We start from the raw sequence: 15,644 nt of genomic DNA on the forward strand, positions 1-15,644 counted from the left end.
GATAAACACTTAGCATGTGCAGAAATTACGGTTTCAGTTTCAAATATGCTAATTATATAAAAGGGTGGCGGGTTATGAAACGAAACATATACATACTCCTTGGTGTTGTCTTGCTGGTTGGTATTGCACTGGCCCAGAATGCGGGAGACGGCATTGCAGCCGTCTTTAAGCAGGAAGAACCGATGCCTACAGAGACGGGACCACGTGCGGGTCTTCTGGCACCTGCTTTTTCTCTGACAGCAATGGATGGAAAGACGTACAGTGTGGGCGGTGCCAAAGATAAGGCCACATTTGTCAGTTTCTGGGCATCCTGGTGTGAGCCGTGTAAGCAGGAAGCTCCGGAGCTGAACAGAATGGCTGCGAAATACAAGGATAAGCTTGACATGTATGGGGTTAATGTAACGTCATACGATAAACTCAAAGATGCCAAAGTTTTTGTGGATGAGTACCAACTGACGTTCCCTATTCCCTTGGATGAGAAGGGGACTGTGTATGCTCAATACAATGGGGTTGCTTTTCCAACGAATGTTCTGATTGACTCCAGAGGAGTTATCCAGGAGATTGTTCTGGGCATATTACCCGAGAAAGAGTTGGAACGTAAGATTGAAAAGTTAATTGCCAATTAATTTTCTGCAAAGAAAGAAGCCTTTGCATCCATGAATCATGGATACAGAGGCTTCCTTTTTATTTTCCGGGAAATAAGCGTTATTAGTGGTTGCTTATCCCATGAGCAGGAATAGGGAGTATGCCCGGCTCATCCTGTAATTTTTCTTGAAGCAAAGCATAGCGGAAACTGTGAACGAGCGCTTCCCAACTTGCTTCAATTACGTTCTCGGATACACCAACAGTGTTCCATGTGTTTTCCGTATTTTTGGATTCAATCAATACACGAACTTTAGCAGCTGTGGCATCCTTCTCATCCAGAACACGCACTTTGTAGTCCGACAGATGCATGTTGGCAAGTGAAGGGAAGTATTGCACCAGCGCTTTCCGAAGGGCGTTATCGAGTGCGTTAACCGGACCATTGCCCTCAGCAGCGGTATAAGCGCTTGTTCCAGCGATATTCACTTTGACAAAAGCTTCAGAAACAACGGATTTGCCCGCCGTTTTCTCCACAAGCATTTTGAATGATTCAAACGTGAACAATTCTTTCATGTCACCGTTCGCTTCACGAATTAACAATTCAAGCGAAGCATCTGCACCTTCGAACTGGTAACCCTGATGTTCCAGGTCTTTGATCTTCTCAATAATCTGACGTGAATTGGCACTGCTTGGATCGAACTCAAGCCCCAGTTCCTGTGCTTTGGATACAATGTTACTTTGTCCGGCAAGTTCAGAGACCAGCACACGTTGTTTGTTACCAACCAGTTCAGGCACGATGTGTTCATAGGTACGTGAATCCCGCAGGATGGCAGAGACGTGAATTCCACCTTTGTGAGCAAAAGCAGCATTGCCGACATAAGGCTGATTAATCGGCATATTCACATTGGCAATCTCACTAACATAACGAGCCACGTTTGTAAGTTGTCTCATGGAATCCTCAGTAACACATTCATAACCAAGTTTCAGTTGCAGGTTCGGGATAATGGATGCGAGATTGGCGTTACCGCAACGCTCCCCATAACCGTTCATCGTTCCTTGAACCTGACGGGCTCCGGCTTGTACAGCGCTGAGTGTGTTGGCCACGGCCAGTTCACAATCATTATGTGTATGGATGCCGAGATGGGCGTGAGGCAGGCTTCTATGCAGTGTGGATACGATCTCGTGTACCTCGTTTGGCATCGTCCCGCCATTGGTATCACACATGACGAGCCAGTCCGCGCCAGCCTCGTGAGCCTTGGTCAAGACCGCTTGAGCATACTCCGGGTTATGTTTGAATCCGTCAAAGAAGTGTTCTGCATCAAAGATTACTTCCATACCATTCTGCTTCAGATAGGCGATGGAATCATAGATCATGGACAAGTTTTCTTCCAATGTAGTCTGCAAAGCGGTGTGCACATGGAAGTCCCATGATTTACCGACCAGGGTTGCAGCCTGAGCACCAGATTCGATCATGCGCTTCAGGTTGGCGTCTTCACTAGCAACACTGCCTTTTCGACGGGTACTGCCAAAAGCAACAACCTTTGCGTTCAGGTTTAATTCCTTGACTCTTTTGAAAAACTCAATGTCCTTGGTATTGCTGCCGGGAATTCCGCCTTCAATATAATGGACACCCAGGTCATCAAGCTTTTTGGCAATTTTGAGTTTGTCGTCTGCCGATAAGCTGACACCCTCCCCTTGTGTGCCGTCACGTAAAGTCGTATCGAAGATGGAAATGGCCTTTGACATGAAGATCCTCCTTTGAGATAAAGCGCTCTTTTAAAAGTTTGGATTGTAAGTTGGGAAAAGCTGTTAAGTACGTTAGTGGACGAATCCTTCGATTCGGCAACGCTACACTGTGTTAAACTCCATGCGCTGATTTGTCCTAAAGTCGTCAATTTGTATAATTAATTATTATAGCACCATTATAGCCAAATGCTACATAGAAATCGCAGTTTCATGTAACAATTAACGGATTTTAGAGAAAAAAGAAGGATGTTAATCATAATCCGGATGTATGTTATAATCTATTATTGAGTTTTAATTGGAATATATGGAAGAAAAGGAGGGTTAGCTTTGAGTTTTGTATGGGAAAATACGATTATTGCTCTGATCACTTTGATATTTTTTGTGAGTGTTGGATGGTTAATTATTCGGTCTCTGATCAGATCTCGCAGAAAATAAATGCTCGTGACTGAATTAACATAACGGGTTTGATATACTATAGAAGAAAGCAAATTACGTTTCATTAATTAGTGTGCATGAAAGGGCGGGGGTTCATGATGTCTTCAGACGGCAATCCTCCAGCAAATGTGGATCAATATTACCCTGCAGCCGGACGGGTGATTCTGCATGTCGATATGAATGCTTTCTACTGCTCTGTACATGAAGCCGAGGAACCAGATTTATATAGAGGAAAAGCAACGGCCGTTGCGGGCAGCAGTGAACTGCGAAAGGGTGTAATTGTAACCTGCTCATATGCCGCTCGTAATCGAGGCATCTCAACAGGTATGGTTGTGCACCAAGCCATGAAAAAGTGCCCTGATCTCATTGTGATACGTCCTGATTTTCATTTATATCGTCAATATTCAAGAGCCTTCATGCAGATTGCGTATAGTTATACGCCTCAACTTGAGGCTACATCCATTGATGAATGTTATCTTGATATTACAGGTTCAAGGCAATTCGGGAATCCAATGGAGATTGCGGAGAGCATTCAGCAGAGAATCAAGGATGAATTGGGGCTGCCATGTTCCATTGGCATTGCACCCAACAAATTATTGGCGAAGATGGCTTCGGATCTGAAAAAGCCGAACGGTATTTCCATTTTACGCATGAGGGACGTACCCCGGATTCTTTGGCACAGACCATGCAACGAGATGTTTGGCATTGGCAAAAAAACGGCTGAAAAGCTGAAAAAATTGGGCATTGAAACGATTGGTCAATTGGCCAAGTCGGATGAGAGCATGTTGACCGAACTATTTGGAATTAATGGAGCATGGCTCAAAAATTCCGCGAATGGCATTAACCATTCCGCAGTTCACGCGGAACGTGAGGCCAATAAATCCATTGGGCATACAACCACTTTACCGGCGGATGTATCGGATATGAATGAGATTCATCGGGTGTTCCTCAATATAAGTGACCAGGTAACCAGAAGATTGCGCAAGCACGAAATGTTCAGCCAGGGGATTCAGATTACAATCCGCACACCGGATATGAAGACAATCACCCGATCACGTCTAATGGAAGTTCCTACGGAGGATGCAACGGTCATATACCGTGAGGCCTGTAAACTATTTGAGAAGCATTGGGGTAGTAGCAAGCCTGTACGCATGCTGGGTGTGACACTTCAAAACCTGATTCCAAGAGAGGAATCCGCTGTACAGATGGACTTGTTCGAATATGAGCAGAAGCCCAAGAAGGACAATCTGATTCGGATTATGGATCAGTTACGTGATAAATTTGGTGAGAATGCTGTTGTGACCGCCGGCATGCTTGGAGACGATCCTTCTGTGCTGCTTCGTAATCATAAAGTGCGCGGTACTTCCCTGCAAAAAGATAACTTGCAAAGTCTTGATTAAATAAGGGATAATAGAGACTTGTGGTTGCAAAAAGTTTGTAATTATCCTTACTTTGTATTAATATGTTTCTAGATAAAAACACTGTACGTTTTGAATTTTAGGAGGAGAGAATGTAAATGAGTAAATATACTTGGGTTGAAAAAGACACATGCATCGCATGTGGCGCTTGTGGAGCAACGGCTCCAGACATCTACGATTATGATGATGAAGGTTTGGCTGAAGTTATCTTTGACGGCGATGCTAACCATGGTGTCAAAGCTATTCCAGACGACTTGTTTGACGATATGCAGGATGCATGCGATGGCTGCCCTACAGATTCAATCAAAGTAGCGGACGAGCCTTTCAATAAAGAAGGCTAAGTATTTCTCACATGAACATAGAGCACTTTCTTTTGTCTTAACGACAAGGGAAAGTGCTTTTTTTGCATTCATTTAACTGTGATCTGATGACCTGTGGATCAAGGACGAACATTGTCGAACCCCCTTTTTTCCACCGGGTACTCAAGTCCTATGGATTCAACGCCTGGTTATGCCGATATATAATGGTATACGCAAAAAGGCGAACTAGTGGAGGATCGGATGCAGAATACTCATCTAAGAACATATGTTAAGAAACATCCAGACAATAAAATGGCTTGGTACTTGCTTGGAAAGGAGTACTTGAGCGAAGGACAGGAGGCCAAAGCCAATTATTGTTTTCAGCAAGCGGGCGAGGTTTACGAGGCATTTGAACGCAGTAAAGCTCCTGCTGACATCTGGGTGGACTATCAGGAGAAATTGGTGGAGATGTCTGAGCAAAAAGAGAAAAAACAACGTAGACGCAAAATGTGGCTTACGCTGTTAATGCTGCTTGTGCTGGCAGGTCTGCCACCTGCGGACGCTCCGGGTTTCAGTCGGGAAGCGGCCGACGCACTGTCAGCCGCACTGGAATCCACAGATGACATCGAAGCGCCTGTAGAAGCGGATAAACAGGTTGGAACGGCATCCATTGCGCCAAGCAATGTGTTCACTGCTGCGGCATTTGGTGGAGGTAATCATGGCGAGGCTGCGCTCGCAGCTGCCTGGTCCGGGTCTGGCCCAAAAGTAGAGACCTCTGCTGTACTGGGGATGCAAACCTCAGATGACTGGTCTTTATGGAAGAGAAATATGCCTGTGAAATACATAGTACAAACCAATACAAGCGGGAAATTAACTGCACAGAGTTATGATGCCAAGCAATGTAACTGTGAACCTCCTGAAATTACACCGAAAATCAAAAAGATGGCCTTGGCGTGGACCGCCAAGCAGGAAGTAGCTGCATCATTATCAAGTGCAATCGTTGCCTATCGCAAAAAAAATGACGCTTGGCCCAAGAATGTAACGCAAATGGCCCAGCCATTTCCGAACAATATCCTGGGAGAGACTGCGCCAGGGATGACCGAGATGTTTCCGAAGCTGTTAGCTCTGCATCAAGGAAAGGCAAAGGAAGGAAAGAACGATTCGAGTGGTAAAGAGAATGGTTCAACGACTTCGAATTCGTCTCAAGGCAAAAATGCCGCTTTTGCAGATACGCTGGGAGGTCAGCCTTTTTTGCAGGAACCGCTGGAGATTGTCATTGATAAGGATAAACATAAACTTGCATTAATCAGTGGGGATACCATTGTTCGTATGTATGATGTGGGACTTGGCGGTGATCGAACACCGGAGGGATCATTTGTCATTACAGATAAAGTGGTCAATCCGAATGGACGCTCGAACGGGGAGTTCGGAAGCAGAGGTATGCAACTCTCGAATACAAATTATGCCATCCATGGGACCAACGAGCCAGACAGTATCGGACTGGATGAGTCCCTTGGATGTGTGAGAATGCGTACAGGAGATGTAGAAGAGTTATTCGCTCTTGCTCCGCAAGGCACTCCGGTACGCATTGGAGAAGATGTACTGCCAGATCTGACGCTTGTTCCAGAAGCAAAGCAGCGTTATCAGCATACACTTGTTCCAAAGCAAAATAATCCGAACAAAACGTATCACTGGCTGAATTGATCTGCTTGATATGTAGAATCAGATGGATTCAGCCTGAATCATCTACATGTTGGCAATAATGATAAGAGCACCAATGATGATGATCAAGCCGCCTACACTGGCTGCTGTCCATGCAATGGCTTTGCGATTCACTTCTTCTTTCTTTTGCTGTAATGCAGGTGGTTTACGTTTGGGAGCCATGAGTTATTCCTCCTTATTTGGAATAGAACTGGTGTAGAGTAACCATGCTCTCATTGTAAAGAATTCAACTCGTCATTTCCAGTGGGCGGGTGGATTTCTTGTGAGCATTTTGTATTATTCGATTTGTGCTGTCTATGCGCAAACTACTTTCCTTTTTAATAAGAAACAGATAAACTTGTGAGTAGAGTGTTTTTTTACATATGAAAAGACGGACAACGGCTTTTTGGCGTACCGGACCAGAACGGAGTGAGTGATTTGTTATACAGAAGTCTTGCTAAACCTTTGTTGTTCAAAATGGACCCTGAACAGGCCCATCATCTGATTATTGGCGGCCTTAGTGGCGTGGGTAGCATCCGTCCGGTTCCTTCCGGACTGCGTGTGATGTACGGCGTTCGGGAAACGTCTGATCTGGCTGTTGACATGTTTGGGTGTCATTTCCCTACACCTGTTGGTCTGGCTGCGGGTCTGGACAAAAACGGGCAGGCCGTAACGGGCTTTTCTTCCATCGGATTTGGATTCATGGAAGTGGGAACCGTGACACCACTTGCACAACCAGGTAACGATCAACCACGGCTGTTCCGTTTGCCTCCAGATGAGGCGTTGGTGAACCGAATGGGCTTCAACAATCTTGGTGCGGAAGCCATGGCAGGTGAATTGGCACGTCTACAGGATCGGCGTATTCCAGTGGCTGTTAACATCGGCAAAAATAAGGCAACGTCTAATGAGGAAGCTCACTTGGACTATTCGAAGTGCATTCAGGCACTATACGATTATGCTGATCTGTTCGTGGTTAATATCAGTTCACCAAATACACCGGATTTGCGTAATCTGCAACATGGGAATGAATTGAAGGAACTGCTCGCTGCGGTTATGAACGAGATGAACGTGCAGCATGCACGAGCGGGCGGAGCGACCAAATCCGTTCTGGTGAAGATCGCACCGGATGTGAATGATCAGGAACTTGAATATATGGTTCGAACAATTGCAGACAGCGGTGTTGCTGGCATTATTGCTACGAACACAACCATCAGTCGTACAGGACTTTCCCACCAACATGCGAAGGAAACAGGCGGTCTGAGCGGTAAACCTCTACGTGATCGTTCGACGGAGATTATTCGCCAGATCTATCGCCAGACCGAAGGCAAACTTCCGATTATCGGTTCAGGTGGCATTTTCACAAGTGAGGATGCATACGAGAAAATTAAAGCCGGAGCAAGCTTGGTCGAAATATATACAGCATTGATCTATGAAGGACCTGAGGTGAATCGGCGCATTCATGCCGGACTGCGTGAGTTGCTGCGCAAGGACGGTTATCGTCATATCTCCGAAGCGGTTGGTGCGGAGCATCGTTAAGAAGGAATGTGAATCCCCGGAATGAAAATATAGAAGCATGGGAAGAGCGTAAAATGGTTCGGGACTCTTCCCCCCACCAAACATCATGTATAATGGAATAGAACAGGGGACGCTATAGAGACAGGAGGCATAAGCATGGACGGTAGAGACTGGGGTACATTTTTACTTCCTTATGAACAAGCGGTAGAGGAATTGAAAGTCAAGTTTAAGACAATGCGAGCGGAACTGAAGAAACGGGAAGAGTATGCCCCGATTGAATTCGTTACCGGTCGTGTCAAAAAAATATCCAGTATTCTGGAGAAATCCAGACGACTGAATGTGTCGCTTGATGACGTGGAAACAGGCATTGAGGATATTGCAGGTATCCGCATTATGTGCCAGTTCGTGGATGATATCCGTCGGGTTGCCGAGTATATTCGAGGTCGTAAGGATCTCACGGTACTCATTGAGAAAGATTACATTACGAATTTCAAAGAGAGCGGCTACCGAAGCTTCCATATGATTATTGAGTATCCCGTTCAGACGGCTCTGGGACAAAAGAAAGTTTTGGCCGAGATACAGATCCGGACGCTTGCCATGAATTTCTGGGCTACCATTGAACATTCGCTGAGTTACAAGTTTCGGGAAGGGTTACCTGATGAGATGAGAACCAGGCTGAAAAAAACGGCTGAGGCCGCGTTTATACTGGACAACGAGATGTCTGCAATTCGTCTACAGATTTTGGAGGCGCAGAAGGCATTTGAGGATGATTCCAATATCGTGTCAAGAACATTGAATATCATTCATCAATTATACTTCTACCACCTTGTCAGTGAAGCAATTGAAGCACAGAAGCGATTTAACGATTACTGGGAACGGCATGATATGGAAGGGCTCAAAGACTTGCTGGATGACGTGAAGAAACTTCTGAACAACGCCAGAAAGGGCGAAAACCCGGATGAGCATCTATGAGCCACTGTACGTTGACTACTTAATCTACTTCAATCGGGATCAGGATTATTTCGAGTGCCATGAGGTGCTGGAAGAATTGTGGCTTGAACGGAACCGGGATTCTCTCTATAAGGGATTGTTGCAAATTGCAGTTGGTTTATACCACTTCAGGAATGGCAATCTCCGCGGAGGAACGATGATGTTACAGAGCTCACTTGATCTTCTGGAACCTTATCCTGCTACGATTCTGGGCATTGACCTAGGGGCTTTGGTACGGGATGTACAGGAAATCGTGAAGCAACTGTCCCAATCAGATGTTCAGTCTGTGACTTACAGGGATTTGTCAATACGAATTGTTGATGAGGTCTTAGAACAAGAGATATCTAGAAGATCGCTTGAGCTAAAACCAAATATTCCGCAACGTCGGAGTCCTACCAGAGGGCGAATATACGAAGAGAAGATGAAGGCGATGGATCAGAGTAAAAGTTGAACCGTAATCACGCTAACATTCAAATGAGCATCCCATGGATATGAAGTTCCATGTATATGAAATACCCCGACGATTCCTGTAAAGGGAACGATCGGGGTGTTTTTGAATGTTGCGTTATATTCAGATGATTGCAGGTGGCACAGCCTGTCCTTCAACAGAACAGTTTCTGGTGATACAAGTACCTGATTGTAGATACTGTGGTAACAGATCTATCAGTTAGCTTGCCGAAGGAGTAGCGCTGCCTTTATATTTTTGGAAAAATTGTTTGTAATCATCCAGCGTGTAGCCCTGGTCACTGCCATTCTCTTTCAGTCCGCCAACCATACGGTCTTTCTCGACACCAGCCTCATAATAGACGAGTGTAGGCGTGAACTCGATATTGTAATCGGTCCATCCTGCTTCGAATTCACGCAGATTGAACTGTGGAAGCTCAATACCTTCACTGTCAACCAGTGGCATCAACTGAGGTGTTGTTGCACGGCAGTGCGAGCAATCGGAAGCAAAGAAATAAACGAAAAAGCTGTCTTTGTTATCGATTTTGGCTTTGAGATCAGTGGGTACAATAATTTGTTGATAGTTGGGATCACTAAGTAGCTCCCGTGTAGCTGGATTAAGCTTGGAAGCAGCGATCCCATAAGCATTTTCCACTGAATCCATCTGTTTCTTGGATTGCTGGTCTACGACAACCAGTGCTGCAATCATAATGATTAAAATACCCAGGAAAATAAGGATCGCAGCACTTTTCTTTTTCTTCTTGGATTTCATTGGACATCCCCCATCGATCATATCGAAATATAGTTTGGGCAAAAATAAAGGTTGGGATAATATGCATAAACACCCGAATTTTTGCTCAGGAATCAATCTACTTGCCATTATACTACATTACACGCTGTAGTGGAATAGATACGATATGATAGGAAAGCAAAGCTTGGATATGATAAAATAAAACGATATTGCAATCTTACCAAGACAGGATGAGTGGGAATATGGGTGTAAAGTTACCTTTGATATTTGCTGAGCGAATGAAAAGTTTGCTGGGTGATGAGTTTGAACAATTTATGAAATCTTATGAACAGTCTCCTCATGCGGGACTGAGAGTGAATACGCTAAAAATATCGATGGAACAATTCGATGAGATTGCTCCGTTTGATCTAAGACCTATTCCGTGGTGTGAGACAGGATTCTATGTACCTCATGGTGTTAAACCGGGGCTGCACCCTTATTATCATGCAGGCTTGTATTATATACAGGAACCAAGTGCAATGGCTCCAGTTGGATTATTGCAGGTGGAGCCTGGAGATCGTGTGCTTGATCTATGTGCTGCTCCGGGAGGAAAAACCACACAGATTGCTGCAAAGCTGCAAGGCAAGGGTGTACTTGTGACGAACGATATCCATGCTGAACGCACGAAAGCGCTAGCCAAAAACGTGGAATTGTACGGGGTGCGTAACGCGGTTGTTTTGAATGAGTCGCCAGAGCGGATTGCAAATGCATTTCCTCATTATTTTGACAAAGTATTAATTGATGCGCCTTGCTCAGGTGAAGGCATGTTCCGCAAGGATGAAGACATGGTGAAATCGTGGGAACATCATTCGGTGGAAAAATGTGTGCTCATGCAGCGGGATATCTTGGAGACTGCGGCAAGATTGCTGGCCCCGGGAGGAACCATCGTATATTCGACATGTACCTTTGCGCCGGAGGAAAATGAAGCGATGATTGCGGAGTTCCTGAATGTAAACCGTGATTTCGTAGTAATGGACATTCCTGAAGAGACAGGGTTCGCTCCAGGACGTCCGGAATGGGTACGTCAGATGATGCCAGAGAAGGCAGAAGAGACGGAAGCTGTACTGGATCAAACGCGTGGCACCGCAAGATTGTGGCCTCACCTTTTGGAAGGAGAGGGACATTATGTCGCTGTATTGCAGCATCGTGCAGGGCAAGGATTACAAACAGATCAACCTGGAGTAGTTAAAGAAGGAGCAATGGAGTATGGGCAGGTCGTGGATGTGTCCAGGATTGAAGTAGAGGGGAAAAAGGATCACTCTATTGCTGCTTCTTCAATTGCTATAACCAAGGCTGATCGTAAAAAGGAACGTTTATTGCGAATCGAATCCCGAGAGTCCCATGACAGACAGGCTGGCGGCGGCAAGAATTCGGGTAAACAGAGCAAAAAAGGTAAAGATCACGGTGGACGTAAATCGGAACGGGGTCAGGGACGCGGAGCTGATTCGGCAAGTATTGATCCGGTTGCGATCTACAGTCAGTTTATGAAAGAACAATTGGAGATTGAGTTAACTGGAGAGACGGTATGTTATGGAGATCGGGTGTATCAATCATCGGTTGGTGCAGCTCGATTGGAGGGACTGAAAGTCATTCGTCCAGGCTGGTTTATGGGCACGATCAAGAATGGGCGATTTGTTCCGTCCCACCCGCTTGCCTGTGCTCTGAATGCATCTGAAGCACGGCGAAGCGTAAATCTGTCATCCGCTGATGGCGAAGCCGTGAGATACCTCAAGGGTGAAACGTTAAATATTGAAGAAGAACGAGTGGTGCTCAAGGCGGATACGTTTGCCAAAGGGTATGTTCTTGTATGTGTAGATGGTTATGCCGCTGGCTGGGGAAAATGGCTGGATGGTGTACTGAAGAATGAATATCCGGCAGGGTGGAGGTGGACATCGGTATGAATGGAAAAGGCAAACAAACGTTGCGTCTGGACAAAATATTAAGCCATATGGGTGTGGGAACACGAAGTGAACTCAAAAAGATGGTGAAACAAGGCAGAATCCATGTGGACGGCAAAGCGGTGAAAGACAGTGGTGTACAGGTGAACCCTGAGGTCAACGTCATTGAAGCCGATGGAGAGCGGATTGTGTATCGGGAGATGATCTATCTGATGTTGCATAAACCTCCGGGTGTCGTGTCTGCTACCGAGGACAACAGAGATAAGACGGTACTGGATCTGCTGCGCAAAGAGGATCGGGTGTTCAATCCTTTTCCTGTGGGACGACTAGATAAGGATACGGAGGGACTGCTCATTCTTACGAATGACGGTCCACTTGCCCATGATCTGTTATCTCCACGCAAGCATGTGCCCAAAACCTATGAAGCTCGTGTTCTGGGAAACGTGGATGAAGCGGATGTGCAACGTTTCAAGGCGGGCATTCAATTGGATGACGGATACGAGACGCTGCCGGCCGAACTGACTATACTTGGTCAGGAAGAAACGGAGGAAGGCACGATCTCGTCGATCTCGCTTATTATTCACGAAGGGAAGTTTCACCAGGTGAAACGTATGTTTCAGGCGGTAGGCAAGCGTGTGGTCTATCTGAAACGCGTAGCCATGGGTGAGCTGGAACTAGCTTCCGATCTTGCTATCGGAAGCTATCGTGAACTAACCGCAGATGAGTTGAGCCTTCTGCGGAAGTAAAAGCTCCCGTCCTTCGCGAAGCGGAGCAGGGAGTCGTGGAGGGAAGCGGAGCCCCGATACTAACGCCGAAGGCGAAAAAGCTCCCGTCCTTCGCGAAGCGGAGCAGGGAGTCGTGGAGGGAAGCGAAGCCCCGATACTAACGCCGAAGGCGAAAAAGCTCCCGACCTTCACGAAGTGAAGCAGGGAGTCGGGCAGAGAGCGAAGCCCTGCCCGTAATGGTCCCGGTTAAGCTTGGGCGGGCACACCGCTGACCAGCGGTGTGCCCGGCAACAAGCGTTCCTACAACAACCGTGACATAGCAAAACCCGACCTAACACCGGTGAGCAAGACGGGAGTCCAGAGGGCAGAGCCCTCTGGGGCCCTCCCTCGGAAGGGAGGGTTTGGGTGGGTGCGACTACTAACAGATGAGGATGAAGCCAGATGACTTATAAATTAATTGCACTTGATGTAGATGGAACACTGCTGAATGATCATCATGAACTTACCGAATGGACTCAGGAGACCTTGATCCAAGCTTCCCGTCAGGGAGCAGAGATTGTCCTGTGTTCAGGTAGAGGTCCTGCCAACACGATTCCTTTTATGGAGCAGATGGGACTGGATGGATATGTGATTACGCATAACGGCGCCGTTACCGCGCAAGTCAATACCCGTGAGGTAGTTCATCATTTTGCATTAGATGGACAAGGACTGGAGCCGATCATATCCTACTGTCGAGCCAATGGAGTACATTTTGACATCAATACGGCATTTGGTCTGTATGTGGATCAACCGGAAGGTTTGGGGTTGCAGGTGCGTGAGATGTATTACAACTTTATGGCCGAGCCACTGAAGTTACCCAAGTGGGTTGACATGACAGAACCGCTGGCGAAGTTCACTGCATTTGGTCCGATTGAACAGATGGATGCAGTACTTCAGGAATGGTCTACTTGGAATCTGCCTTATTATATGACACGGAGTGGTGACTTTTTTATTGATCTGATGCATCCCGAAGCGTCCAAAGGCGCTGCTCTTAAAAGGCTTGCCGAATCGAAGGGAATCATGCCTTCGGAGATTATGGCGATTGGTAACTACTTCAATGATATTACGATGCTGACCTTTGCGGGCAAAGGCATTGCCATGGATAACTCCCCGGACGAGGTGAAAGCTGCTGCGGACGAGGTTACACTCTCCAATAACGAGCAAGGTGTGGCACACGCAATCCAAAAATATGTGTTATCCGTCTAACCCTACATCTTATACTTAAAATGCACGCTTTCCTCATAATCTACCGTCCTCAGGGACATCCTAAGAGAATAACGTTAGGAATGGAGGAGGACACGTGATGAATTATGATGTGGAATTGGTTGCAGACCTGCGGACATCAGGTGGAGAAGTACAGGACGTGATGGTCAATGGTCAATATGCAGGCTCACTGTTCCTTGTGTACAGAGAAGGAGATCGTTTATCAGGTAGTCTTCAGATTGAGCAGGAGTCTCTGCCAGATGATACAGAGGAATTTATTGTGGAAAAAGTGCATGCCTATGTCCGATCTCTTGCAGATGCGTTGGAAGCTGCGTATTATGAAGTGCTGGTTAGTTGTGGCTCATTACATACGGTTCTGCATATGCCTGAGTCAGAGAAATTGTGGCCGTCTGAAGAGATGAATCATGACGAAGGCAGCTATGACGATATAGGTAACAGTGGAAGCAAGGTAATTCCTGTTTCACAAGCAGAATCGTTTACATATGAAGATCGGGATCAGGTTCTGGAGATGGAAATGGTAAGCGCAGGGCGCAGCATATCGACGTATATATTCAATGATGTCGAAGGGCAGGAACTTGCAGAAGCTTCCTTAAAACAATATGGCGCTGATGTACAAGGTGAAATACACTGGTATGACGAGCCGGAAGAGAATCAATTGGAAGCTGCGGCAGAGTTACTTGTCAGAGAGCTGGATGAAGATATCATCGATACGATTACGATCCGCATGTGGCATCAGGGCAACGAACTCGAAACGTTAGAGTGGGTACATCGCGATTTCTCCGAGGAATTTGAGGATACCGATGAATCGGATCTGGATGAGTTGGAAGCTGCTGAAGAAACATGTTATGTCATGCTAAAGCGTAAGGATCGGGAGTTTCGGGTATATGAGCTGTTTCTTCAGGAGCGAGGTGGATTGCCTGTGGGAACAGCAACAATAGACACTTCTCATTCCGATCTGACGGGATACATTGATTACGAGGTTCCTGGTACCAGCATTCAGCGAAAGAGCCTGGTCGAGGTGTTGATGCAGGAGTTGGACAAGGAAATGGAGTTTGACACCTTGCACCTGACGATGTTGTATCGAAATCAGATTATTGATGAAGCCAGAATAGATGGGTAAAGGGCAACCGCCTTTTACCTTTTTTTGTTCTCGTTTTGACGAAAAATCCATTTCCCGGTATAGTACCATTAGTTTAAAAGAGATCAGGAAGCGGAGGAGAACAATGATGCACTCATTCAGGATCATTAGCCAATATATTAACGATGGTTTACAAGCGGTTCAGGCGAAGCCGGAAGATACGGAGGATGTGATGTCGCTGCTGGTGGAGACAGCCGAATGGTTACAAAGCCAAGGTTCTTCCCAATGGAACGCTTTGCTTAAAGGCGAAGATTCACATGATACGGCAGGGGCGATACGGCGTGGGGATGTGTTTGTGTTTAAAAAAGGAACGGACGTAGCGGGGATGGTCATCCTTTTGGTTCAGCCAAGCCCTTGGGATATTCATCTTTGGGGTTCAAAAGCTCATGCCGAGGATGGCGCAATTTATCTGCATCGGTTAGCGATTCGAAGAAAATATGCTCAGAGCGGTCTGGGACGGTCCATTTTGCAATGGTCCAGCAGCGGCATACATTTTGAAGGCAAACATACTGTTCGGTTAGATTGCGGAGCGAGCAATGCTACGTTGAACGCCTTTTACGCGCGGAACGGGTATACTTTTTTGGGAGAGACCGATGGTTACAGTACATATGAGAAGTCCGTGGAGCTACTGAGCTGAGAATTCTGACTATCCAATGAATATGTTGACGACAACCGCAAGCGATGGACTGCTGAATTAAAG

General features: G+C 46.3%; 15 protein-coding genes. 12 read left to right on the forward strand and 3 right to left on the reverse strand.

The window, feature by feature from the left end; genetic code table 11:
- Nucleotides 1-74 precede the first annotated feature (74 nt).
- Nucleotides 75-626, forward strand: a complete 552-nt coding sequence (locus tag BS614_RS14170) for a TlpA family protein disulfide reductase (protein ID WP_074094456.1) — start codon at nucleotides 75-77, stop codon at nucleotides 624-626.
- A gap of 82 nt (nucleotides 627-708) precedes the next feature.
- On the opposite strand, the gene cimA is transcribed toward BS614_RS14170, so the two are convergent.
- Complete coding sequence (gene cimA, locus BS614_RS14175) at nucleotides 709-2,328, reverse strand: citramalate synthase (RefSeq protein ID WP_074094457.1); 1,620 nt, start codon at nucleotides 2,326-2,328, stop codon at nucleotides 709-711.
- Between the two features lie 533 nt (nucleotides 2,329-2,861).
- Between cimA and BS614_RS14180 the strand changes: the two genes are divergently transcribed.
- The 3 genes from BS614_RS14180 (at nucleotide 2,862) to BS614_RS14190 (ending at nucleotide 6,184) form a co-directional block, all read left to right on the forward strand.
- Entirely contained in the window at nucleotides 2,862-4,163 is a 1,302-nt protein-coding gene (locus BS614_RS14180; RefSeq protein ID WP_074094458.1) for a DNA polymerase IV, read from the forward strand.
- Nucleotides 4,164-4,279: 116 nt separating this feature from the next.
- Entirely contained in the window at nucleotides 4,280-4,522 is a 243-nt protein-coding gene (locus BS614_RS14185; RefSeq protein WP_017689369.1) for a ferredoxin, read from the forward strand.
- 219 nt (nucleotides 4,523-4,741) lie between these two features.
- Nucleotides 4,742-6,184 carry a L,D-transpeptidase family protein gene (locus tag BS614_RS14190; RefSeq protein ID WP_074094459.1) on the forward strand — a complete coding sequence of 481 codons (1,443 nt, stop codon included), beginning with the start codon at nucleotides 4,742-4,744 and terminating at the stop codon, nucleotides 6,182-6,184.
- Nucleotides 6,185-6,226: 42 nt separating this feature from the next.
- Here BS614_RS14190 and BS614_RS31815 read toward each other — a convergent pair whose 3' ends face one another.
- On the reverse strand, nucleotides 6,227-6,364 hold the full coding sequence (locus BS614_RS31815; RefSeq protein WP_017689367.1) for a hypothetical protein: 138 nt from the start codon (nucleotides 6,362-6,364) through the stop codon (nucleotides 6,227-6,229).
- Nucleotides 6,365-6,619: 255 nt separating this feature from the next.
- Here BS614_RS31815 and BS614_RS14195 point away from each other — a divergent pair, with 255 nt between their 5' ends.
- The 3 genes from BS614_RS14195 to BS614_RS14205 all read left to right on the forward strand — a co-directional run bounded on the left by BS614_RS14195 (nucleotide 6,620) and on the right by BS614_RS14205 (nucleotide 9,137).
- Nucleotides 6,620-7,717, forward strand: coding sequence for a quinone-dependent dihydroorotate dehydrogenase (locus tag BS614_RS14195; protein WP_017689366.1), 1,098 nt, complete (start codon nucleotides 6,620-6,622; stop codon nucleotides 7,715-7,717).
- 135 nt (nucleotides 7,718-7,852) lie between these two features.
- Nucleotides 7,853-8,668 (forward strand): GTP diphosphokinase, encoded by an 816-nt coding sequence (gene yjbM / locus BS614_RS14200; protein ID WP_036609636.1) that lies wholly within the window; start codon nucleotides 7,853-7,855, stop codon nucleotides 8,666-8,668.
- The gene (locus BS614_RS14205; RefSeq protein ID WP_074094460.1) at nucleotides 8,655-9,137 is read left to right on the forward strand and encodes a DUF309 domain-containing protein; all 483 of its coding nucleotides are present in this window, start codon (nucleotides 8,655-8,657) and stop codon (nucleotides 9,135-9,137) included. Before yjbM ends, BS614_RS14205 begins: the two co-directional genes overlap by 14 nt.
- 216 nt (nucleotides 9,138-9,353) lie before the next feature.
- Here the strand turns inward: BS614_RS14205 and BS614_RS14210 are convergent, their stop codons facing one another.
- On the reverse strand, nucleotides 9,354-9,902 hold the full coding sequence (locus tag BS614_RS14210; protein WP_074094461.1) for a thioredoxin family protein: 549 nt from the start codon (nucleotides 9,900-9,902) through the stop codon (nucleotides 9,354-9,356).
- Between the two features lie 221 nt (nucleotides 9,903-10,123).
- On the opposite strand from BS614_RS14210, the gene BS614_RS14215 reads away from it, so the two are divergent.
- From BS614_RS14215 to BS614_RS14235, 5 genes are all read left to right on the forward strand, one after another.
- Nucleotides 10,124-11,821: an RsmB/NOP family class I SAM-dependent RNA methyltransferase gene (locus BS614_RS14215; protein ID WP_074094462.1), complete on the forward strand. Its 1,698-nt coding sequence runs from the start codon at nucleotides 10,124-10,126 to the stop codon at nucleotides 11,819-11,821.
- Nucleotides 11,818-12,564, forward strand: a complete 747-nt coding sequence (locus BS614_RS14220) for a pseudouridine synthase (RefSeq protein ID WP_074094463.1) — start codon at nucleotides 11,818-11,820, stop codon at nucleotides 12,562-12,564. The genes BS614_RS14215 and BS614_RS14220 overlap by 4 nt, the downstream gene beginning before the upstream one ends.
- 420 nt (nucleotides 12,565-12,984) lie before the next feature.
- Entirely contained in the window at nucleotides 12,985-13,788 is an 804-nt protein-coding gene (locus BS614_RS14225; protein WP_074094464.1) for a Cof-type HAD-IIB family hydrolase, read from the forward strand.
- Between the two features lie 97 nt (nucleotides 13,789-13,885).
- On the forward strand, nucleotides 13,886-14,926 hold the full coding sequence (locus BS614_RS14230) for a hypothetical protein (protein ID WP_074094465.1): 1,041 nt from the start codon (nucleotides 13,886-13,888) through the stop codon (nucleotides 14,924-14,926).
- Nucleotides 14,927-15,032: 106 nt separating this feature from the next.
- Nucleotides 15,033-15,581 carry a GNAT family N-acetyltransferase gene (locus BS614_RS14235; protein ID WP_074094466.1) on the forward strand — a complete coding sequence of 183 codons (549 nt, stop codon included), beginning with the start codon at nucleotides 15,033-15,035 and terminating at the stop codon, nucleotides 15,579-15,581.
- Nucleotides 15,582-15,644: the final 63 nt, after the last annotated feature.

Origin of the sequence: Paenibacillus xylanexedens (assembly GCF_001908275.1) — a bacterium.
Taxonomy (GTDB): domain Bacteria; phylum Bacillota; class Bacilli; order Paenibacillales; family Paenibacillaceae; genus Paenibacillus; species Paenibacillus xylanexedens_A.

Excerpts from the sequence above, each read along its gene's own strand:
- BS614_RS14205 (WP_074094460.1), top strand. The coding sequence starts at position 8,655 with ATGAGCATCTATGAGCCACTGTACGTTGACTACTTAATCTACTTCAAT.
- BS614_RS14215 (WP_074094462.1), top strand. The coding sequence starts at position 10,124 with ATGGGTGTAAAGTTACCTTTGATATTTGCTGAGCGAATGAAAAGTTTG.
- yjbM (WP_036609636.1), top strand. The coding sequence starts at position 7,853 with ATGGACGGTAGAGACTGGGGTACATTTTTACTTCCTTATGAACAAGCG.
- cimA (WP_074094457.1), bottom strand. The coding sequence starts at position 2,328 with ATGTCAAAGGCCATTTCCATCTTCGATACGACTTTACGTGACGGCACA.
- BS614_RS14230 (WP_074094465.1), top strand. The coding sequence starts at position 13,886 with ATGAATTATGATGTGGAATTGGTTGCAGACCTGCGGACATCAGGTGGA.
- BS614_RS14185 (WP_017689369.1), top strand. The coding sequence starts at position 4,280 with ATGAGTAAATATACTTGGGTTGAAAAAGACACATGCATCGCATGTGGC.
- BS614_RS14180 (WP_074094458.1), top strand. The coding sequence starts at position 2,862 with ATGTCTTCAGACGGCAATCCTCCAGCAAATGTGGATCAATATTACCCT.
- BS614_RS14170 (WP_074094456.1), top strand. The coding sequence starts at position 75 with ATGAAACGAAACATATACATACTCCTTGGTGTTGTCTTGCTGGTTGGT.
- BS614_RS31815 (WP_017689367.1), bottom strand. The coding sequence starts at position 6,364 with ATGGCTCCCAAACGTAAACCACCTGCATTACAGCAAAAGAAAGAAGAA.
- BS614_RS14220 (WP_074094463.1), top strand. The coding sequence starts at position 11,818 with ATGAATGGAAAAGGCAAACAAACGTTGCGTCTGGACAAAATATTAAGC.
- BS614_RS14210 (WP_074094461.1), bottom strand. The coding sequence starts at position 9,902 with ATGAAATCCAAGAAGAAAAAGAAAAGTGCTGCGATCCTTATTTTCCTG.
- BS614_RS14225 (WP_074094464.1), top strand. The coding sequence starts at position 12,985 with ATGACTTATAAATTAATTGCACTTGATGTAGATGGAACACTGCTGAAT.
- BS614_RS14235 (WP_074094466.1), top strand. The coding sequence starts at position 15,033 with ATGCACTCATTCAGGATCATTAGCCAATATATTAACGATGGTTTACAA.
- BS614_RS14190 (WP_074094459.1), top strand. The coding sequence starts at position 4,742 with ATGCAGAATACTCATCTAAGAACATATGTTAAGAAACATCCAGACAAT.